General features: G+C 47.9%; 12 protein-coding genes. 10 read left to right on the plus strand and 2 right to left on the minus strand.

Annotated features, from left to right (window positions below):
• Window positions 1-563 precede the first annotated feature (563 nt).
• The 10 genes from HMPREF9140_RS03455 to HMPREF9140_RS03500 all read left to right on the plus strand — a co-directional run bounded on the left by HMPREF9140_RS03455 (window position 564) and on the right by HMPREF9140_RS03500 (window position 13,105).
• Window positions 564-1,877, plus strand: coding sequence for a phenylacetate--CoA ligase family protein (locus HMPREF9140_RS03455; protein WP_006951781.1), 1,314 nt, complete (start codon window positions 564-566; stop codon window positions 1,875-1,877).
• Window positions 1,874-3,013: a 1-acyl-sn-glycerol-3-phosphate acyltransferase gene (locus tag HMPREF9140_RS03460; protein ID WP_006951782.1), complete on the plus strand. Its 1,140-nt coding sequence runs from the start codon at window positions 1,874-1,876 to the stop codon at window positions 3,011-3,013. Before HMPREF9140_RS03455 ends, HMPREF9140_RS03460 begins: the two co-directional genes overlap by 4 nt.
• Window positions 3,014-3,024: 11 nt before the next feature.
• Window positions 3,025-6,153: a 1-acyl-sn-glycerol-3-phosphate acyltransferase gene (locus tag HMPREF9140_RS03465; protein WP_006951783.1), complete on the plus strand. Its 3,129-nt coding sequence runs from the start codon at window positions 3,025-3,027 to the stop codon at window positions 6,151-6,153.
• Window positions 6,154-7,241: 1,088 nt separating this feature from the next.
• A complete protein-coding gene (locus HMPREF9140_RS03470) occupies window positions 7,242-7,928 on the plus strand; it encodes an outer membrane beta-barrel protein (RefSeq protein ID WP_006951784.1) in 687 nt (228 codons plus the stop codon).
• Between the two features lie 15 nt (window positions 7,929-7,943).
• Complete coding sequence (gene ftsY, locus HMPREF9140_RS03475; RefSeq protein ID WP_006951785.1) at window positions 7,944-8,900, plus strand: signal recognition particle-docking protein FtsY; 957 nt, start codon at window positions 7,944-7,946, stop codon at window positions 8,898-8,900.
• A 16-nt stretch (window positions 8,901-8,916) separates the two neighbouring features.
• Entirely contained in the window at window positions 8,917-10,212 is a 1,296-nt protein-coding gene (gene rimO, locus HMPREF9140_RS03480) for a 30S ribosomal protein S12 methylthiotransferase RimO (protein ID WP_006951786.1), read from the plus strand.
• Between the two features lie 10 nt (window positions 10,213-10,222).
• Window positions 10,223-10,510, plus strand: coding sequence for an HU family DNA-binding protein (locus tag HMPREF9140_RS03485; protein ID WP_006951787.1), 288 nt, complete (start codon window positions 10,223-10,225; stop codon window positions 10,508-10,510).
• Window positions 10,510-11,379, plus strand: coding sequence for an HU family DNA-binding protein (locus HMPREF9140_RS03490; RefSeq protein ID WP_006951788.1), 870 nt, complete (start codon window positions 10,510-10,512; stop codon window positions 11,377-11,379). The genes HMPREF9140_RS03485 and HMPREF9140_RS03490 overlap by 1 nt, the downstream gene beginning before the upstream one ends.
• Window positions 11,376-12,140 carry a dihydroorotate dehydrogenase electron transfer subunit gene (locus HMPREF9140_RS03495; RefSeq protein ID WP_006951789.1) on the plus strand — a complete coding sequence of 255 codons (765 nt, stop codon included), beginning with the start codon at window positions 11,376-11,378 and terminating at the stop codon, window positions 12,138-12,140. The genes HMPREF9140_RS03490 and HMPREF9140_RS03495 overlap by 4 nt, the downstream gene beginning before the upstream one ends.
• Before the next feature lie 32 nt (window positions 12,141-12,172).
• The gene (locus HMPREF9140_RS03500) at window positions 12,173-13,105 is read left to right on the plus strand and encodes a dihydroorotate dehydrogenase (RefSeq protein ID WP_006951790.1); all 933 of its coding nucleotides are present in this window, start codon (window positions 12,173-12,175) and stop codon (window positions 13,103-13,105) included.
• Window positions 13,106-13,725: 620 nt separating this feature from the next.
• Here the strand turns inward: HMPREF9140_RS03500 and HMPREF9140_RS03505 are convergent.
• Both HMPREF9140_RS03505 and HMPREF9140_RS03510 read right to left on the minus strand, forming a co-directional pair.
• Complete coding sequence (locus tag HMPREF9140_RS03505) at window positions 13,726-14,742, minus strand: branched-chain amino acid aminotransferase (RefSeq protein ID WP_006951791.1); 1,017 nt, start codon at window positions 14,740-14,742, stop codon at window positions 13,726-13,728.
• Between the two features lie 84 nt (window positions 14,743-14,826).
• On the minus strand, window positions 14,827-17,277 hold the full coding sequence (locus HMPREF9140_RS03510; protein ID WP_006951792.1) for a transglutaminase domain-containing protein: 2,451 nt from the start codon (window positions 17,275-17,277) through the stop codon (window positions 14,827-14,829).
• Window positions 17,278-17,335: the final 58 nt, after the last annotated feature.

Genomic DNA, 17,335 nt, shown 5'->3' on the forward strand with positions numbered 1-17,335 from the left:
TTCCCGCAGACGGATTTAGCTCGTCCAACTAGTTGGAACGCTTCCCGCAGACGGATTTAGCTCTTCCAACTAGTTGGAACGCTTCCCGCAGACGGATTTAGCTCTTCCAACTAGTTGGAACGCTTCCCGCAGATGGATTTAGCTCTTCCAACTAGTTTGAACGCTTCCCGCAGATGGATTTAGCTCTTCCAACTAGTTGGAACGCTTCCCGCAGATGGATTTAGCTCTTCCAACTAGTTTGAACGCTTCCCGCAGATGGATTTAGCTCTTCCAACTAGTTTGAACGCTTCCCGCAGATGGATTTAGCTCTTCCAACTAGTTGGAACGCTTCCCGCAGATGGATTTAGCTCTTCCAACTAGTTGGAACGCTTCCCGCAGATGGATTTAGCTCTTCCAACTAGTTGGAACGCTTCCCACAGACGGATTTGCCTCGTCCTCATTTGTAATTCTACTTGCTACGCGTGCCTAAGATGGAAAATAAGATTAGTTTTGCAACTCGTTCGTAGGTGGGCTCGAAAAAATAAACAAGCGAACAACGACACATTTATATATAAATAAGGATAATGTCACAAGACATAGAATTTCAATCGCCCGAGGCGATAAAGCTTTTCCAGGAAAATTTGTTGCGAAGACAGATGGTATATCTCCATGAACGCTCGAGATACTATCAACGCATGTTCGAGAAATATTCTATCGACATCCGAAAGGTGCAAACCATCGACGACTTGGTCAAGATTCCATTCACCGAAAAGAAAGACCTGCAGCTGTTCAACGAGGAGTTTCTTTGCGTAAAGAAAGACGAGATTATAGACTACATAACAACATCCGGAACGTTGGGCGACCCGGTTACGTTCGGCTGCACCGACGACGACCTAAACCGATTGGCATTCAACGAAGCTAAATCGTTCAGCTGCGCCGGACTGCGGAAAGGAAATGTCGTGCAGCTCATGACAACGCTCGACAAACGATTCATGGCCGGAATGGCCTACTTTCTCGGACTGCGCAAACTCGGAGCAGGAATTATACGCGTGGGCAACGGAATTCCCGAACTACAATGGGACACCGTGAAACGCATGCACCCTGACACGATTATGTGCGTGCCGTCGTTCATACTGCGACTCATTGAATATGCCGAGGAACACGGAATTGACTATCGCAGCTCGTCTATCAAACGAATAATCGGCATAGGCGAAGGACTTCGCGAGCAGGATTTCTCACTAAATCTGCTGGGGAGGAGGATACACGAAAAATGGCCCGAAGTGAAACTCTTCGCAACCTATTCGAGCACCGAAATGGGCGCAACTTTCTCGGAATGCGAATGCGGTTGCGGCGGTCATGTTCACCCAGAACTCATCATAGTTGAAATCATCGGCGAGGACGGACTACCAGTCCCCGACGGCGAAACGGGCGAGATAGTCGTAACCACTCTCGGCGTTCAGGCAATGCCACTGCTGCGATTCAGAACGGGCGACATCGCCGCCAAGTGCACCGCCAGATGCAAGTGCGGTCGATGGGCCTACAGACTCACTCCACTCGTGGGGAGAAAGAATAATCTCATCAAACTTAAAGGAACCACACTCTATCCACCCGCTGTGAACGATGTGCTCGATAACACACCCTACATCGAAAACTATGTGGTAGTGGTGCGCGAATCGGCCGCCGGAACCGACGAAGTAGTGGTGCGCGTGGGACTGAAAGAAAGCGCAACCGATAAATCAGACGAAGCCGTGGTGAAAAATCTAAAAGACCACTTCCGCTCACGCATCCGGGTAGCACCCATCATCGAAATATTACCCGCTGCAGAGATACAACGCATAAACTTCCCAGCAAAAAGCCGTAAACCGATTAAATTCATCGACGAACGAAAAAGTAAATGACTAACACAACCAACCAAACATTTCCCGCGGGATTCTTCGACGATATTCGTCCCTACGACGACAGCGAAATTCCCGCAGCCATGAAACGCATAGCTCAAAGCGAACTCTTTCATCAGCTGGCCGAATTTGTTTTCCCAGAGAAAACTATTGAAGAAGTTGCCAGCATACTGAATGAAATCAAAACTACCGACGAGTTCCAACATCGGGTGATGTATCACTTCAACCGCAGTGTGATTCGCCGAAGCATACGTCACTTTACCTGCAAGGGACTGGAACACATCTCGCCCGACAAAGCCTATATGTTCGTGAGCAATCATCGCGACATCGTGCTCGACGCCTCCCTGCTACAGAACGCACTCACCGACCACGGATTGCCAACAACCGAAATAACCTTCGGAGCCAATCTTATGTGCCATCCGCTGATTATAGACATCGGTAAAAGCAACAAAATGTTCAGAGTTGAACGGGGCGGAACTGCACGCGAGTTCTATCGCAGTTCACTGCATCTATCGCAATACATGCGTAACTCCATAACCCACAAAAAAGCCTCTGTGTGGATTGCCCAGCGCAATGGTCGAACCAAAAACGGAATCGATGCAACCGACCAGGGACTCATCAACATGTTCGCCATATCCGGTGGACGTAACAAAATCCATGCGATTGCCGAACTCAACATCGTGCCAGTGGCCGTAAGCTATGAATGGGAACCCTGCGACATACTCAAAGCGTGCGAAATCTATGAAACACGCAGAGCGAAATATGTGAAACGCCCCGGAGAAGACATCGAAAGCATCGTCACCGGGATTCTTCAACCAAAAGGAAACGTACACTTCCAGGTGTGTAATCCAATAGAGACCGACGAACTCGCCGAATTCGAATCATTGCCGCCACACGATGCCATCGCCGCCGTGGCCAAGCTTATAGACCGACGAATAATCAGCAACTATAAGCTCACCCGCAACAACCGCATTGCTCACGACCTGATGAAAAACGCATCCAAACCTTCGGCGCGATACACATTGCAGGAAAAGGCCGACTTTATCAAGCGCATGAATAGGCTATCAGAATCAGAACAGCGCGAAATATTCCTCGGAATATATGCTAACCCGGTAAATTCGAAACGCACCATAAAATAACTCATAAGAGAATGACAAGACTTGTTATCCGAATCTACGACTACCTTCAAAGTCGCCGCCTGCTGTGCTACATGTTCATGGCGATGATTGTTGCAGGCTCTATTCTGCTTACGCTAAGGCTCGACTTTAACGAAGATATTAGCGACTTCCTGCCGAACGACGAAACCTACTCGAAGTCGATGAACATTTACAAGAAAACCAATTCGGCCGACAGGATTTTTGTGGTGTTCCAGATGCGCGATACTTCTAAAACCGATGTCGACAGGCTCATTCGTGCCGTGGAAACATTCAACGCCAAAACCGCCGGCGAGAAATGGAAAACAACCGCACAAATCGACTACGATAAGATGTTTGCCGTGGCTGAGTTCGTATATCAGAACGCGCCGCTATTTCTCACCGAGGCCGATTATCGGCGAATGGAACATAAGATGAACGCCGACAGTATAGCCGCATCCATTGCCAACGATAAACAACAACTGTTGCTGCCAACCGGTTCACTGCTCTCTGCAAATATCGGTCGCGACCCGCTCGGACTCTTCACGCCTGTTATCGAGCGACTCCAATCGGCCAACACATCCCTGCACTACGAACTAAACGACGGCTACATCTTCACGCCCGACAACCGTCGGGCCATCATCATGATTGATTCGCCCTACGGTTCGAGCGAAACAAAGAAAAACGCCCTCTTACTCGACAAAATCACCCATGCCTCCGCTATCGTTGAGCGTGCTGTACCAGGCGTGCAAATCGTTGCAACCGGTGCACCTGTGATAGCCGTTCACAATGCCGAGCAAATCAAAACCGACAGTCTTTGGGCTGTGAGTATTGCCGTGGTACTCATCTTGGCGTTGCTACTCTATTCGTTGCGCAGTTTGCGGTCGATGCTCTTTATTGTCGTATCACTTGGTTTTGGTTGGATTGTCGCCATGGCCGGTATGTCAATCATTCACGAGCAGGTGTCGATAATCGTGCTCGGCATCGCCTCCATAATCATAGGCATTGCTGTGAACTACCCGCTGCATTTCGTATCGCATCTGGCCCACCAATCTTCGCCACGTGCCACGCTCAAAGACATTGCCGAGCCGCTCGTCATTGGCAACATCACTACCGTCGGGGCTTTTTGCGCGCTTATTCCACTCGACTCCACCGCCCTGCGCGACCTTGGAATATTCGCCGCTCTGATGCTCGTTGCAACAATATTCTTCGTGATGGTGTTTCTGCCACACTTCTACCCCCGCAACACGAAGCCTAAGACGGAGGTAGAAGAAGAATCGGTCGAAGAATATACGCCTGTCTATCCCCGCAACCGCATCCTCATCGCATCGCTCGTTATTCTCACACTTGTGCTGGGCTATTTCAGTTTGCACACGTCGTTCGACACGAATATGCAAAACATAAACTATCTCAAGCCCGAACAGCGCGAAGCATTGATGAATCTCAGTGCGATGCGAAACGAGCAGTCGGGCAAGACGCAACTCTATCTGGCCGCCGAGAGTTCAACTACCGACAGTGCGCTTCAGCTAAGCGAACTCCAGGGAGCTGACCCATTCATCGCCAGTCGTCGTGAACAGCAGCGACGCATCGACCGCTGGAACAGTTTCACCACCCGTTATCAAGCCATCTTCTGCGACACATTACCCGACATCGCCGCTCGAAACGGATTCTCGTATGAAGCTTTTACCGATTTCGACACCCTTCTAAACACTCGACTCACTCCGAAAAGCATCGACTTCTTCGCACCACTCACCGCCAACGGTATAGGCACGCGCATCGTTGGCAATACGGCCGTGAGAATTTTGAACGTGCCAACCGCCAGTGCCGACAGAATCATTGCCGCTCAGAACGAACTATCCGACGGGCGATGGGCCTTCGACGTCGGGTCGATGAACAGCTCCATAGCCACGTCGCTCTCCGCCAACTTCAACTACATTGGCTGGGCTTGCAGTCTTATCGTTTTCATCTTCCTCTGGCTATCGTTCCGAAAGTTCGAACATGCCTTCATCGCCTTCCTTCCCATGGCCATGTCGTGGTTGTGGATTCTGGGTACGATGCACCTGTTCGACATCAAATTCAACCTCGTCAACGTGATTCTCGCCACATTCATTTTCGGACAGGGCGATGATTACAGCATCTTCATCACCGAAGGCCTCATTTACGAACGCCAGCACCGCCGCCGAATCCTTGCCTCCTATAAGCGAAGCATTCTCCTTTCGGCCGCCATCATGTTCATCGGCATGGGCACCCTTATCGTGGCCCGCCATCCCGCGCTCCATTCTCTCGGTCAGATAACTATTCTCGGAATGGCTTCGGTGGTAGCGATGACCTATGTTGTGCCGCCAATTGTTTTCGGGTGGATATACACTCGTCGCGACGGTTCGCCCCGCCATTGGCCCATTAGTTTGGGGCGGATAATTCTGACTCTCTTCGGCGCTGCGGTTTATTTCGGGCAGATAGCCTACGGTTTATGCCTGAGCGTTTATCTCTTCAAAATTCGCCGCAAGACGCCCGAGCGTAAACTCTTTCTTCACCGGCAGATGTGTAGCTTTTTCCGTTTCGACATTCACCACATATCGGGCGTTAGCACCACGATTCTTAACCCCGAAAACGAAACTTTCAACCGTCCTGCCATCATAATAAGCAATCATCAATCGATACTCGACCCGCTGTGTCTCATGGCTCTTTCCCCGAAGATACTCATTGTTACTGGGCGTAAGGTTTGGCACAATCCGCTTGTACACCGCATTCTTTGTTTTGCCGATTTCGTGTCGATGGAGCAAGGTCCGGAGGCTCTTCTCAAAGCCTGTCGCGCCCGTATCGCCGAGGGCTATAGCATAGCCATCTTTCCAGAAGGTAAACGCGCCGAGACTGATGATATATCGCGCTTCCACAACGGCGCTTTCCTATTGTCGCAACAACTCGAAGCCGACATCGTTCCGCTCTATCTCCACGGTTTGCGTAACATTATGCCCAGCGGTTCTTTTATTTGCGGGCGGGGCGACGTGTTCATTCGCATCGGCCGGCGTATAACCTTTGCTGAGCAGCAATCTCTTGGCTCTTCGACATTAGAACTCAAAAAAAACATTTACCGCCGTTTCGTCGATGAATACGAAACAGTGAACACTTACGCAAGCTCGGTTTAATATAACGGTCGTCTCTACAAGGCTAGACGTATCGGACAGCAAATCACCCCTCGGGGTCTGTCCCTACATGTGGTCGGAACGTCCGAATTGTCATAAATACCCAGACAGGACATGTCGGGGAAAAGTTATGTGACTCGGCCTATCCAACCGGGCATAATCTTGTTGTTTTAGCCTTGATACGAGCTTGCGCGAACCTTGCCGACGAGGATTTTGTGTCGGTCTTATTATCGAAGTGCGCCTAAAATGTTTTTGTCGACTGGCCCCGAGGGCATTTTATCCGAAACAATGTCGTCGCTAACAGTATAAAAAGATTTTATGTTTCAGCGATATCGTCGCTATGACTTAAAACTTATTTTATCTACTGGCGACGCTGTCGCTATGATATAAAACTAATTTTATCTATCGGCGACATCATCACTAGCACTTAAAACTTATTTTTATTACTGGCTACATCGTCGCCGACACTTAAAATAAATTTTATATCATGGCGACATCGTCGCCAGTAGTGAAAATAAATTTTACGTCTTGGCGACGCCGTCGCCGCTAGTTAAAATAAAATATAAGTTAAGGCGACAGCATCGCTTTAACATAAAATATTTTTTAAGTGCCGGCGATATCGTCGCCTTAACATAAAATAATTTTTCACTGTCGGCGATGATGTCGCCTTAACATAAAATAATTTTTCACTGTCGGCGACGATGTCGCTTTAACATAAAATGTTTTTTAAGTGTCGGCGACGATGTCGCCGGTAGATAAAATTAGTTTTAAGTCATGGCGACGATATCGCCGAAGCATAAAATCTTTTTATACTGTTAGCGATGACATTGTTTCGGATAGAATGCCCTCGGGGCCAGTCGACAAAAACATTTTAGGCGCACTTCGATAATAAGACCGACGCAAAATCCTCGTCGGCAAGGTTCGCGCAAGCTCGTATCGAGGCTAAAACAACAAGATTATGCTCTGTCGGCCCCGTTTGCCCCGGCAAAAAGATGTTATATCTTCCTGTATTTATGGTGCTTGCCTTACCTTTGCATGCAAGCCAGAGTTTAAAGTCAAGGAGTATAAACAATAAAAACTTTTACATAACAATGAGAACAACTAAATCAGTTTATTTATTCGTTATTGCGTTCATCTTATCGCTCGTTCCTTTCGCTGAAATCCATTCGGCTGAGCCCGAAACCGCGGAGACGCAGGAAAATGAATCGGTTGAAGTACAAGCGCCCGCCTCACCGGTGGTGAGAAGAAGTTTCAGAAGTAGTGTGCCGTCGAACATCATAAAACTAAACTTCGGACCTACGTGGATGCTGTCGCGCGTGGAAACATCCCAGGGCGAATACACCGGAACATTAGCCGTGGCTCTGACCGCCGAATACACACACTATTGGCAAGGCGGAATCGGACTCGGAGTAACAATGGACTACTCGTATTTCTACTTCGACTACGACAACGAACTGTCGATGCTCTATGCCGCACCCACCTTTTCTTATAGCTGGCGCCCGGCACGGAAACTTCTGATGGAGCTGGGAGTTGGCTTGGGAGGAGTTTACTATACGGCTAACTCGTACTCACATGATAGGCATAGGACTGAGAATGACTTCGGCTTAGGACTCCATACGCGTTTCGGAGTCGAATATATGCTAAATAACCATTTCGGTCTTGGAGGCGAGGTAAACACGCTTATGTCGCTCTATCCCGACAACACGTATTGGTTGAAAAACAGGGCAAACGGATTCTTCAGAATGAATATTGTAACCGGCGTTCGATTCTATTTCTAAATCATCCCAATCAACATGGCTTTATTCGGACTATTCAACAAGAACAAGAAAGAAACTCTCGACAAAGGACTCGAGAAAACCAAACAAAGCGTTTTCTCGAAATTGGCACGCGCCGTAGCCGGTAAATCGAAGGTCGACGACGAAGTGCTCGATAATCTTGAAGAAATTCTCATAACATCGGATGTTGGCGTAGACACGACACTCAAAATCATCCGCCGAATCGAAGAACGCATAGCACGCGATAAATATGTTTCGACCGACGAACTGAACGAAGTCCTGCGCGAAGAGGTGGCTAATTTGCTCATCGAAAATCATTCTGAAAACACCGACAATTGGGAACTTCCCACCGACCACCGACCCTATGTTATTATGGTTGTGGGCGTGAACGGCGTTGGCAAAACAACAACTATCGGAAAGCTAGCCTATCAGTTCAAACAGGCCGGAAAGAAGGTTTATCTCGGAGCAGCCGACACGTTCCGTGCAGCTGCCATCGAACAAATTCAAATCTGGGGCGAAAGGGTAGGGGTGCCCGTTGTGAAACAACAAATGGGGTCAGACCCGGCCAGCGTTGCGTTCGATACCCTGCAAAGCGCAAAGGCTAACGATGCCGATGTGGTACTTATTGACACCGCCGGACGATTGCACAATAAAGTGGGCCTGATGAATGAACTTCGGAAAATTAAAGACGTGATGAAAAAGGTGCTTCCACAGGCACCCGACGAGGTTCTGCTGGTTCTCGACGGTAGCACCGGACAGAACGCTTTTGAGCAGGCTAAGCAGTTCGCATCGGTTACACAAATAACCTCGTTAGCCATCACCAAACTCGATGGCACAGCCAAGGGTGGTGTAGTTATCGGCATAAGCGACCAGCTGAAAGTACCCGTGAAATACATAGGTCTCGGTGAAGGAATGGAACACTTACAGCTCTTCAACAACGAGCAATTCGTGGATAGTTTGTTCAGAAACAATTGAGACCGGCGGCTCGTCGATGAAGAAAAACCAAATAGACATTGTAACCATGGGATGCTCGAAGAATCTGGTAGACTCCGAACTTCTGATGAAACAATTCGAGGCTAACGGATTCATCTGCACGCACGACTCCGAACGTCCGCAAGGTGAAATAGCCGTAATCAACACTTGCGGATTTATCGAGTCGGCAAAAGAAGAAAGCATCAATACTATTCTGGAATTTGCAGAACGGAAAAAGGACGGACAACTAAAGAAACTCTTCGTCATGGGATGTCTTTCACAACGCTACAAAGACGAACTTGAAAAAGAACTTCCGGAAGTTGATAGATTCTACGGTAAATTCAACTACAAACAATTGCTCACTGACCTCGGACAGGCCGAAATTCCATCGTGTGATGGCCGTAGACATCTCACAACTCCTCCACATTACGCCTACATCAAGATTGCCGAAGGATGTAACCGTCGTTGCGCCTATTGCGCCATTCCGCTCATAACCGGCAAGCACGTTTCGCGTCCCGTGGAAGATGTCTTGCAAGAGGTTCGCGAGCTTGTGCAGCAGGGTGTGAAGGAGTTTCAAATTATTGAGCAGGAACTCACATATTATGGAATCGACATCTACGGTGAATGTCGCATAAGCAACCTAATTGACGAAATGGCGAAAATTCCCGGTGTGGAATGGATAAGGCTTCACTATGCCTATCCGAACGACTTCCCAATGGAACTGCTCGACGTCATCAGGCGCAATAATAACGTTTGCAAATATCTAGATATAGCCCTGCAGCACATTTCGGATCGTATGCTTAATAGGATGCTCCGACATGTAACAAAGAAAGAAACCATTGATCTCATAACCGAAATACGTCGCCGAGTTCCCGGTATCCATCTGCGAACAACTCTGATGGTTGGCTTTCCCGGCGAAACCGAAGACGATTTTAACGAATTACTTGACTTTGTTCGCTGGGCGCGATTCGAACGGATGGGCGCTTTCGCCTATTCGCACGAGGACGGAACCTATAGCTACGAACACTATATCGATGACGTGCCCGAAGAAGTAAAACAAGAACGCCTTGACCGCCTGATGGCCTTACAGCAGGAAATATCTGCCGAAATAGAAGCCGAAAAGGTTGGGAAAACAATGAAAGCCGTAATCGACCGGAAGGAATCGGATTATTATGTGGCCCGAACCGAATTCAGTTCGCCCGAGGTAGACCCCGAAGTGATTATAAAAACGAGAAGAAAATTGCGCATCGGCGAGTTCTACAATGTTGAAATAACCGACTCTGAATACTTCGACATTCAAGGTCAAATCAAATAAAACCCACAGCATGAATAACAAAGAATTTATTGTAGCATTGGCAATGAAGAGCGGATTCTCGCAGGAAGAGAGTCGGAAACTAACCGTAACCATAGTCAAAGCAATGGCAAAGAATTTCGAGGCAGGCGATTCCGTTGCTGTGCCAGGTTTCGGAACATTCGAAGTGAAGAAACGTTTGGAACGTGTCATGGTTAATCCTGCTACAGGCCAGCGTATGCTAGTTCCGCCCAAGCTCTCACTGAACTTTCGGGCAGCTCTATCACTAAAGGAAAAGATTAATAAAGGAGGAACCGAATAATGGCAAACGAACTCACAAACTCGCTCTTCGAAGCATTGATGAAACAACACAAACTGCCTGCTGTCACGGCTGCAAAGTTTGTGGAGCAATTGTTTGAAACAATCGGAGAAGGACTCGATTCCGATCGTCAGGTGAAGGTACGAGGATTGGGCACGTTCAAAATCCAAACTGGCAAGTTGGGTGAAAACATTAGCTTCACTCCTGAAACATCGATGAAAGAATTAGTGAACAAACCGTTCTCACAGTTCGAATCAGTGGCTCTGAAAGATGGTGTCGAGTTTGAGGATGAACCCACCGAAGAAGAATCAGTACCCGAAGAACCGCGCAACAACGAACAGCCTACCGAAAAAACTCCCGAACCCGAGGAGGAATCCTCTGTAGATGAAGATATATATGAATACGACGACGAACCATCTCCACTTCGTCGCCGTTCTATTCTGGCTGCTGTAATGTGTGCCATCTTTGTAGCCGGATATTTCTTTGGCGGATATATGCACGATTCTAATTCAGCCACTCCAGCACCGAAGAAAAAAGTAACCACTCACTCAACCAAGAAAGAATCCGTTGACTCGGCAAAGACCGATACGACACTCCGCAAAACTGAATCAGTAGCCGAATCGACCGATACCTATGCTGCAATGAACGCCGACCCACGGATTCGTTACGGGGCATATAATATCGTCGGAGTGGAAAGAACCGTCGTACTGAAAAAGGGTGAAACCTTGGAATCACTTAGTAAACACACCCTCGGTGCCGACATGATTGGTTATTTCCAAGTACTCAATAATGCCACTTCTCTTTCGGCCGGCGACAACGTGAAGATTCCCAAAGTTGAACTCCGTCCAGAATATCGTAACCGAAAGAAATGAAGCATATTCTCGATTTGAAAGTTATAACGGTCGAACAAATCAGTGTGCGCTATGTTTTGCTGAAGCTCACCCATCCATCTCCTCTTCCTGAAATCTTTCCTGGACAGTTTGTTGAAGTTCGGGTTGACTCCTCACCCACAATATTTCTGCGTCGCCCTATTTCCGTAAATTTTCTAGACAGGGAGCGTAACGAACTTTGGTTGCTTGTGGCTAAAGTGGGAAGCGGTACACGTTCGTTGGCCAGTTTGAAACCGGGCGATACTCTGAACTGCATTCTACCGTTGGGAAAGGGGTTCACTATGCCGAGAGATTTCGAACGTATGCTACTTGTTGGCGGAGGTGTGGGGATAGCTCCTTTGTTGCTTTTCGGAAAGCTAATCAAAGAAACCGGTGCCACACCCACCTTTCTACTAGGGGCTAGAACAGCTGCCGATATTCCAGAACTCGATAATTTCAAAGCTCTGGGACGCGTCATGATAACAACCGAAGATGGTTCACTGGGCGAAAAAGGATTCGTCACCATGCACTCTTGTCTTAAAACTGAAAACTACGATCGGATTGCAACCTGTGGTCCGAAACCCATGATGATGGCTGTTGCAGACTTTGCCCGTAAGAATTCCATTGTTTGCGAAGTATCGCTCGAGAACCTCATGGCCTGCGGCCTTGGCGCTTGTCTTTGCTGTGTAGAAAAAACAACGCAAGGCAATCTCTGTGTATGTAAGGAAGGTCCTGTTTTCAACATCAACAGTCTGCTCTGGTAGGTGATAATCATAACCCGAAAAAGAATAAAACAATGGCGAACTTAACTGTAAAACTGCACAACCTTATACTCAAAAATCCCGTCATGACAGCCAGCGGAACCTTTGGCTACGGACTGGAATACGAAGATTTTGTGCCTCTTCACGCCCTTGGAGCCATTGTTGTGAAAGGCACAACTCTGCAGCCGCGCGAGGGCAATGACTATCCGCGTATGGCCGAGACCCCGTCGGGAATGCTCAACTGTGTGGGTCTACAAAATAAGGGTGTAAACCATTTCGTGACTCACATTTATCCTGAACTGATGAAGCACGACCGACGCGGTGATTCCTCAATAGATTCTCATATCATCGTGAACGTGAGCGGTAACTCGCCTCAAACATATGCCGAAACGGCCGAAAAAATCGACTCACTTTCCGGTATTCCCGCCATTGAGCTCAACATCTCTTGTCCGAATGTAAAGAAAGGCGGAATGGCTTTCGGAGTCACCCCCGAGGGTGCGGCAAGCGTAGTACGTGAAGTGCGCCGGCGATTCTCCAAAACTCTAATCGTGAAGCTGTCGCCGAATGTTACAGACATAACCTCCATAGCTAAAGCTTGCGAAGCTGAAGGAGCCGATGCTCTCTCGTTGATAAATACTATCATGGGAATGTCTATTGACATCGAACGTCGTCAGCCACGGTTGAGCATCCGTACGGGTGGCTTAAGCGGTCCGGCGATTAAACCCGTAGCTCTCCGCATGGTGTACGACGTTGCCCACGCTGTTAATCTTCCCGTCATCGGTCTCGGTGGAATCTCAACACCCGAAGACGCCATCGAATTCTTCATGGCCGGTGCTACTGCCATCCAAGTGGGCACGGCCAACTTCATCGACCCACAAGTATCTCTCAAAATTCGCGACGGCATCTCTCGCTGGCTCGACCAACACTCCTGCATATCTCTTCGCGACATCATAGGCTGTCTGGAATAGAAATTCTCTATGCCACACCCTAGCCATTTATATAAAACTCGCACTAAGTTTCCTTAGGTTTTTCTGTCCCCGTAATAATTTATTATCGTCCTATAGTCAAAAACGATAGTACTTTTTGCCAAAAACGATAGTACTTTTTATAGAAAACGATAGTACCTTTTTGCAAAAACGATAGTACCTTTCGTATTCCCAGTATCTATCCTCTTGTATAGATACTATCTCTCCTGTACACTTAAAATAACGTGAGTTCGGTTTTAAGAATTCGCTTAAGTCCAGGAGGGACGATGGATGACAGACATGGAGCCAACTCGGGCGGCACGCTCGCATGTAGGGACAGACCCCGTGTCTGTCCGGATTCTCATGACAATTCGGCCTATCTACTGCATGACATATCTCTCCCTATCGGACGGGCGGACAGGCACGAGGTCTCTCCCTACATACGACCTTATCGGGTCAAGGGGGAGTTTAAGAGAATGACCCCTAACAGCCACATATGGGCCGGCAGAACTTAGTCAAAAGGTTATTCTGAACTCACGGGATAGAACAAAAAAACTTCTATCAGAAGAAGTGAGTTTGCACTTTCTGATAGAAGTTCGAAGAAGATAGTATAAGGGAGGGGGCTATTCGATTATGACTTTCGTCCAGCCATGCTTGTCTTCCACGGTGCCGTATTGAATACCGCGAAGAGTTTCGTAGAGTTTGGTTGACCATGGACCGGGCTTGTCGCCGAAGCTGTATGTTTTACCGGTCTGAGCGTCGTCGAGCCGCGAAATGGGCGAGATGACAGCCGCAGTTCCGCATGCTCCGGCTTCTTCGAATGTTTCGAGTTCTTCAACCGGAATAGGACGGCGTTCAACCTTTAGTCCGAGGTCTTCAGCAATTTGCATTAGGCTCTTGTTGGTTATCGAAGGCAGGATTGACGACGATTGTGGAGTTACGTATGTGTTGTTCTTTATTCCGAAGAAGTTTGCAGCTCCGCATTCGTCGACATACTTCTTTTCTTTCGAGTCGAGATAGAACTCGGATGCATAACCCTTGGCGTGGGCTAGTTGGTTAGCTTTGAGAGATGCGGCATAGTTTCCGCCCACTTTGAAAGTTCCGGTTCCGAGAGGGGCAGCGCGGTCGAAATCGTGTACAATCACGTATGGATTGGTCGAAAATCCGCCTTTGAAATATGGTCCCACCGGGGTTACGAAAATGATGAAACAATATTCTTGTGCCGGATGTACACCTACTTGTGCAGATGTTCCGATGAGGAGCGGGCGAATGTATAGGGTTGCTCCGCTTTCGTAGGGCGGTACGTATTGCTGGTTGAGTCGCACTACTTTTTCCACCATTTCACTGAACAATTCAGTTGGCACTTCGGGCATAACTATGCCGCGGCAAGTGTTTTGTAGTCGAGCTGCATTTTCTTCCACCCTGAACACTCGAACTTTTCCGTCAGGACAGCGATATGCTTTCAAGCCTTCGAAAGCTTCTTGGCCGTAGTGTAGACAGGTTGCCGCCATGTGTAGGTTTAGGTACTCGTCGGAGCTGATTTCTATTTCGCCCCATTTTCCATCGCGATAATTACAGCGCACGTTGTAGTCGGTTCGCTGATAGCCAAAGGACAAACTTGCCCAATCAAAATCTTTCATAAATCTGAATGTATTAAAATGTTATTCATATATGGTTGTACGCAAAGTTAGTGAATCTTGCCCGACAATCCAGGGGGACAAGAATCACAATTTGCCTATCACTTTGAGAAGTTGTTCACCAAGTCCGATAGTGTAACCTTGGCTGATGAAGACTACTCTATTGAACGAGTCGGCAATAATGAAGATAGGCAGCGACGAGCTGGTGAGATGGAATTCGTTTCGGATTTCGTTGTAGATGTTGCCTTTGATGTCTGTGCCCCATACTACGGTCGACGGCATGTTTTCGAATTCACTTGCATTGAATCGGCTACGTGCTTCTTCGTTTTCGAAGAGGAAGAATATTTTTCGTCCCCACTTTTCAAATCCTTCCTTGCACAGAGCTATGTCGCGTAGAGTGTGATTGGATGGTTCGTGGTTGGGAGCGATGATTCCGATTACATAGTAGCCTCGACCAGCCGTTGCAAGTAGTGATGTAGTTGTACCGGTGGCAGTGTCGAAGTAGTTATTTTCGGCATTTAGCGAGCCTATGACTTGTACTTCGTCGTTAGATTCGCGTAGGCTTAGGCGTACATTGGTTGTTTTGCCCTTCTCAACGTTGAATGTTTCGCAATGAGCCAGCACACTGCCGTTTGCAAGGCGGGTTCCGGTGATTAGCATGTAGGTTCCGGTTTCGAGTTCAACGGGTTTATTGAATGTTGTTTGCCAGGTTGTTTCGTCGGGATAGGTGAGCAACTGCGTTTTGCCGTTAACAATCTTGCTTATTGAGAAATGGATGTAGTATTTCGGATCGTCGATGCCGGCCATTCGCGAATAATCGAGTTGTAGTTTACCGGTTGGCGTCACTTTAGCCTTTTCTGTATCGTTCCATCTGCCATCTGCCCAATATTGCAGTCGTCCATCGATTTCGTTCACACGTGCGGGAAAGCCCAGGCTTCGGGCGGCCGACACGAAGAATATTTTCCACGACCGATTATCTGTGCGCTTTGTTCGATAAACGCTCAGTGGAGACATACGCAGGTGTTGCGGATTCTGCGTGTTGTCTATCGTTATGTTTTTACGAGTCCATTCGAGTAGTTGCTGGGGCGATTTTATTGCTGCAAGTTCTTTCCGAAACACTGCTTTGTAGGGTACGAGCCATTCGTTTTCCACGCGCGGCGAGAGCACATATTTGCAATAGATTTCTGATGTATCGGTGCGTTCAGTTTCATTGTCTTTGAGCACGGCTAGCTGAATATCGCGCAGGTCTTTTTTCGAGATAACCTCCAGTAATTTTTTTGCCATAACTTGGTTTTTTGCCTCGGCAAGGAATCGGTTTATTACATCATAATTACCTCGTGATTCATCTTTCATTGTTGCCTCATAGGCCTGGCGGATGGAATCCTCGTGCATCTTCCGGAGGTCATTGTTTCGGCGTTGCTCGGCTGTTACGGGCGGAAGTGAACTAACCATAGCCGGCGGAATGATATCGAAATCGTTAACTCTTTGGGGGCGAACCGAGCTAAGAACAATAATGTTTGGTTGGGATTCGCGGAAGTTTATCTTCTTGAAGGCGTAGTTGCCGTCCTTTGACACCCACGCAATCATATCGCCCAAACCGGCTGTTATACTAACCTCTCCTCGGGCATCAGTTAATTTTGTGGCCACGGTGAAGAATTCGGCATAGTTGTAAATCTTGAACTCAACTCTTGCACCCGCAATTGGTCTATCTTGTGTGTCAACAATGCGCAAAGTTTTCTTTGTTGCTTTGGCATAGTTATCAACCACGTTAATCTCGGTGTAGAACGGCGTTGAGCTAATCACTTCTTCGTTTCCTTTATAATCGCCGAACACTTTTGTGTGCATCAGCAGTCCGCGTGATGCACTCTCGTTGAACCAGCCCAGATTTAGAACCGGTTCAGGTTCGCATGCGCCGAGAAACCACCACTGTCCGTCGGCCCAGGCCTCTACCCAGGCATGATTATCGTCAGTGTGAGCCCAGCGCGGAGTATAAACCTGCCGAGCTGGAATGCAAACCGAACGCAGGGCGGCAACAAGGAACGTACTCTCCTCACCACAACGTCCATAGGCTGTACGAACGGAAGCTAGCGGACTGCTTGTTCGAGCATCAGATGGCCGATAAGTAACCTTCTCGTGGCACCAATGATTAACTTCCAGAATAGCCTCTTTCATCGATAATCCTTTAAGTCGGGTTTTCAAGTCGGGAAAGAATACCGCTCTACTTTCGTCGAGGTTTTCGTTGTTTACTCTTACAGGCAGGACGAAATGTTGGAACAAATCCTCTGACACTTTTTCGCCCCATGGCATATCCTTCCTTGCCTGAAGTGCGAGGGCTATATTCTGCTTGTAGAACTCCCTGCTGTAGTCGGTTTTGTCGGGCTGTGGCATATATCGATAAAGGAAATCGAGATATGTTTCGACGGATGTCTGCTTGGCATTTCGCTTTACAGTTTTTGTTTTTTGTTCGATTTGCGTTTTGTTGGCCAACATAGCCATTGGGCATAATGCCAAAAGCGCTAATAAAAGAATGTGTTTCATAAATCCGGATATTGGAAATTAAAAAAATGTTTCTATTGATGTTATCTCCCTGCAAAAG

The sequence above is a fragment of the Prevotella micans F0438 genome (genome assembly GCF_000243035.1).
Classification (GTDB): domain Bacteria; phylum Bacteroidota; class Bacteroidia; order Bacteroidales; family Bacteroidaceae; genus Prevotella; species Prevotella micans.